Origin of the sequence: Brooklawnia sp., from assembly GCF_032229645.1 — a bacterium.
Lineage (GTDB): Bacteria > Actinomycetota > Actinomycetes > Propionibacteriales > Propionibacteriaceae > Brooklawnia.
On record NZ_JAVTWX010000059.1, the window covers coordinates 6,937 to 11,038 of the forward strand.

General features: G+C 65.9%; 5 protein-coding genes and 1 pseudogene. 3 read left to right on the top strand and 3 right to left on the bottom strand.

The genetic code is table 11. The features are described 5' to 3' along the window. The 3 genes and pseudogenes from AAFP05_RS04070 to AAFP05_RS04080 form a co-directional block, all read right to left on the bottom strand. Positions 1-419: pseudogene (locus AAFP05_RS04070) on the bottom strand (hypothetical protein); the annotation flags it as partial. Beyond that, the gene (ndk, locus tag AAFP05_RS04075) at positions 419-838 is read right to left on the bottom strand and encodes a nucleoside-diphosphate kinase (protein ID WP_341728581.1); all 420 of its coding nucleotides are present in this window, start codon (positions 836-838) and stop codon (positions 419-421) included. The gene ndk and the pseudogene AAFP05_RS04070, both read right to left, overlap by 1 nt. 10 nt (positions 839-848) lie before the next feature. Then, the gene (locus tag AAFP05_RS04080; protein WP_341728582.1) at positions 849-2,210 is read right to left on the bottom strand and encodes a cyanophycin synthetase; all 1,362 of its coding nucleotides are present in this window, start codon (positions 2,208-2,210) and stop codon (positions 849-851) included. A gap of 67 nt (positions 2,211-2,277) precedes the next feature. Between AAFP05_RS04080 and AAFP05_RS04085 the strand changes: the two genes are divergently transcribed. The 3 genes from AAFP05_RS04085 to AAFP05_RS04095 all read left to right on the top strand — a co-directional run. Beyond that, complete coding sequence (locus AAFP05_RS04085) at positions 2,278-2,895, top strand: DoxX family protein (RefSeq protein WP_341728583.1); 618 nt, start codon at positions 2,278-2,280, stop codon at positions 2,893-2,895. Beyond that, positions 2,892-3,758, top strand: a complete 867-nt coding sequence (locus AAFP05_RS04090; protein ID WP_341728584.1) for a thioredoxin domain-containing protein — start codon at positions 2,892-2,894, stop codon at positions 3,756-3,758. The genes AAFP05_RS04085 and AAFP05_RS04090 overlap by 4 nt, the downstream gene beginning before the upstream one ends. Before the next feature lie 114 nt (positions 3,759-3,872). After that, positions 3,873-4,102 (top strand): class I tRNA ligase family protein (locus AAFP05_RS04095; protein WP_341728585.1); only part of this gene is annotated, 230 nt, incomplete at its 3' end.

Genomic DNA, 4,102 nt, shown 5'->3' on the forward strand with positions numbered 1-4,102 from the left:
ACCCAGTCGAAGCCCATGTAGAGCAACCAGATCGGACCGATGATCAGCACACAGCGCCCCAGCCATCTCCAGCGCATCCGGCCGACCACACTGGCCAGGAAACCCGGGCGCTGTTTGAAGACCGCCGCCGAGATGAGGAAGGCGACCGGGATCAGCGCGGCCAGCGCCAGATTGTTCGCCAGAAATACCGAGGGGGTCAGGTGATCTAGACCAAGGCTGGAGACCTCGTCGACGCTCATCCTGCCGGTGGCCAGGTCGAAGGCGATCGCCGCGGCCGTCAAGGCGATCGAGGCGAGCACCATGCCCGCGACTCCGATGGCCAGGCCGATCAGCGCGCGCCACCACCGCCAGCGCGGCGTCCGCCAGAACGCCGGATAGCCGGTGGGCTGCACCGGCAGCGACGGCTGGTAGCCGGACATCACGAAGCCAGCTCTGGGAACCAGAGGCCGATCTCACGGGCGGCAGACGCGAGGCTGTCGGAGGCGTGCACGAGATTGTGGTTCTTGAACAGCGAGAAGTCGCCGCGAATCGTGCCCGGGGCTGCCGCCGCGGAATCGGTGGCACCGTTCAGCAGCCGAACGGCCTCGATCGCACGCTCCCCCTCGAGGACCAGGGCCACCAGCGGGCCCGACGTGATGAACGACTCCAGCTGCGGGTAGTAATCTCGTCCGACGTGCTCGGCGTAGTGTCGGGCGGCCAACTCGGCATCGGCCTGACGCATCTCGAGTGCCAGGACGCTCAGGCCCTTGGCCTCATAACGGGAAAAGATCTGCCCGATCAGCCCGCGGGCAACCCCATCAGGCTTGACCAGCACCAAGGTGCGTTCGATTGCGCTCATATCTGGAACCCTACAGCCCGAGTTCGGCATCCAGTTGCCTCAGGATCTCACGCACTTCGCCGGCCAGATAGACCGAGCCGATCACCAGCACTGCGGCATCGTCCCCACCCTGTTCGGCCAGGCCGCGGGCCAGGTCGATCGCACCGGCCGGACTGGCCGCAGAATGCACCCGTGACGGCCCGAAGGCTGCCTCGGCGGCGGCCTTGATCTCGTCGACGCTCAGTGCCCGGGAGTTGTCCGTCATGGTCGTCACGACGATCGCGTCCAGCTGATCGGCGAGCAGTTCCATCACCTCGCCGACCGCCTTGTCACGCATCATCGCCAGCACGCCGATCAGTGGCTGCGCAGTGAACGCCTCACGCAGGCCCTCCAGCGTGGCGGCAACACCTTGTGGATTGTGGGCGGTGTCGAGCACCACCAGCGGTTCGGAGCCGATCGGCTCCAGCCGGGCCGGAGCCTGCACAGCGCCGAGTCCTTCGGAGATCACCCCACCGCTGAGGCCCGCACCGCGCAGAGCCTCCACTGCGGCGACCGCCAACGCCGCATTGTGCGCCATGTGCGCCCCGTGCAGCGGCAAGAAGATATCGCCCATCGGGCCGTCGGTGGCATCGATGCGCAGCAGCTGGCCTCCCACCGCGGGCTGCCGGTCGAGCAGGGCAAAATCGACGCCTTCGCGCACCATCGGAGCTCCTACCTCGACACACCGTGTCATCAGCACGTGAGCCGCCTCCGGCGTCTGGCCGGCCAGCACCGCCACCGATCCGGGCTTGATGATGCCGGCTTTCTCGCTCGCGATCTCGGCGATGGTGTTGCCCAGCAGATGGGTGTGGTCGAGCGAGATCGGTGCCACGACCGCGACCCGCGCGTCGGCGACACTCGTCGCATCCCAGCGGCCACCCATTCCGACCTCCACGATCGCGATGTCGACCGGTGCGTCCGCGAAGGCGGCATAGGCCATTGCGGTGACGACCTCGAAGAAACTCATCGCAACCCCACCGAGCAACTGATCGTCCACCATCTGCACCATCGGTGCGATCTGCCACCAGATCTCGTCGAAGCGCTCGGCGCTGATCGGCTCGCCGTCGACACAGATGCGTTCTGTTACGTCAACCAGGTGCGGGCTGGAGAAGCGGCCGGTGCGCAACCCCATCGACCGCAATAGCGCGTCGATCATGATCGCCGTGCTGCCCTTGCCGTTGGTGCCGGTGATCTGGATGACCGGGCATGCCTTCTGCGGTTCGCCAAGCAGATCGCACAATGCGCTGATGCGTTCCAGCGAGGGCTGCGGGTGGCTCTCGGGCCAGCGGCTGATCAGCCAACTGACCAGTTCGTCGTGTCCGGCATGGCGGGACGGCTGCACCAATGAACTCATATCGAGCAAGCCTACTGTTCGTCCACGAGCCGATACCCACCGCAGACGCACCGATATCATGGAGCGCGTGGGTGCATTGACAAGACGAGTGGCCGCCCGGCTGATGGGCCGCGATTGGCGCGACTGGGTTGGGCTGGCCGCCCGGCTGGTGCTCGGCATCGCCCTGTTCTATGCGGGCGCGCTCAAAGTCGGACGTCTGGAGTCCAATGTCACCCAGGTCGCGCTCTACCAGCTTCCGATCCCCGGCTGGTCGGTGACACTGATCGGCTATGCCCAGCCGTTCGTCGAGATGGCTATCGGGCTATTGCTGATCATCGGCCTGTTCACACGGATCAGCGCTGCCCTCGGCGCGATCGCGATGGCCGTGTTCATCGCCGGAATCGCCTGGGCGTGGTCGCACGGTCTACAGATCGACTGCGGCTGCTTCTCCATCGGTGGTGAGCTGCCCGAGGGGGCCCAAACCAAATATGTGCAAGACATCCTGCGCGATCTCGGATTGATGGCCTGTGGCATCTGGCTGTGGGTTCGCCCCGCCTCCGCGCTCGCCGTCGACACCTGGCTGCTCGCTCCGGCAACCGTGCAGCCCGACGATTTCTACCACGACGAGGACGACGAGCCGGCCGCTGCCGGCCGCACCGCCGTCAACACCTCTGTTCCGGCCACCGACGAGAAAGCGACCACATGAGCAAGAGCAAGCAGAATCAACCGCGCACAGGCGGCTCAGCGGGCCAAGCGACGTCCGGCAAGCCCGGGACACCCAGGTCTGCCAGCGCGTCCCGCCGCGAACAGCTGCGCGCTCAGCAGCAGGCCGAAGCCCAGCGCAAGCGCACCGTCCGGATCATCACCGCCGCCGCGATCGTGCTTGCCGTGCTGATCGTCGCAGTCGTGGTCGTGGTCGTTGCCCAGAACCGCAAGAAGGACGACCCCGGTTCGCAGCCGAGTTCCAGCTCCACTGCGGCCCAGATCGTCCCGCCGAGCGCGAACGCCGACAAGACCGGGCTCGTCTATAACACGACCGACCCGGCCGCCGACGCGCCGCAGGTGATCGTCTATATGGACTACCAGTGCCCGGGCTGCGCTCAGGCGTCCAAGCTGGTCGAGCCCAAGCTGGCGGAACTGGCCGACAACGGCGACATTCTGCTGACCTATCACATCCTGCACGGTCTCGACGCCGGCTACCCTGGCAACAACTCCTTCAGGGCCGCCGTCGCAGCCACCTGCGCTGATGTTCAGGGTGTCTTCCCCGATTACTCCACGACGGTCTTCGCGGGCCAGCCTGCGACTGAGGGCGACGGCTGGAGCGACAAGCAGCTCAGTGAGGACTACCCCAAGCTGGTCGGCCTCGAAGGCGACGCGCTGAGTGCCTTCCAGACCTGCTTCACCGATCAGGCCACCTCCGATTTCGTCACCGGCATGCAGGATTCGTTGCCGAGCTCGGTCAAGGCAACGCCCACCTTCACCGTCAACGGCAATCAGTGGAGCCCGTCGAGTTCTGACCTCGCCAGCTCAGACGCGATGCTCGAGACCATCAAGCAGCTCGCCGGGTAGCCCCCCACCGGTGGCCCACTGGCGACCGGCAGATCAGACTGTCGCTACTCGTCAACGAGTCCGGCCGATCGTCCAAGATGCTGACGGTCGGCCGGACTCGTTAGGATGCACATCATGAGTTTTGAATCCAGCATGTCCTCGCCGGTCGCCGATCAGACCGGTTGGCAGGTACCGGAGCGTCCGGTGCTCGAGGGCCTGGAAGACCGCTGGGCGGCGCGCTGGCGCGATGAAGGCACCTTTGCATTCACCCGTCCCGAATCCCGTGAGCAAGTTTTCGCGATCGACACCCCGCCACCCACCGTGTCGGGCTCGCTACACGTCGGTCACATCTTCAGCTACACCCA

What these genes read in the sequence shown, in the direction of transcription:
- AAFP05_RS04090 (WP_341728584.1), top strand. Translation starts at nt 2,892, where the DNA reads ATGAGCAAGAGCAAGCAGAATCAACCGCGCACAGGCGGCTCAGCGGGC.
- AAFP05_RS04080 (WP_341728582.1), bottom strand. Translation starts at nt 2,210, where the DNA reads ATGAGTTCATTGGTGCAGCCGTCCCGCCATGCCGGACACGACGAACTG.
- ndk (WP_341728581.1), bottom strand. Translation starts at nt 838, where the DNA reads ATGAGCGCAATCGAACGCACCTTGGTGCTGGTCAAGCCTGATGGGGTT.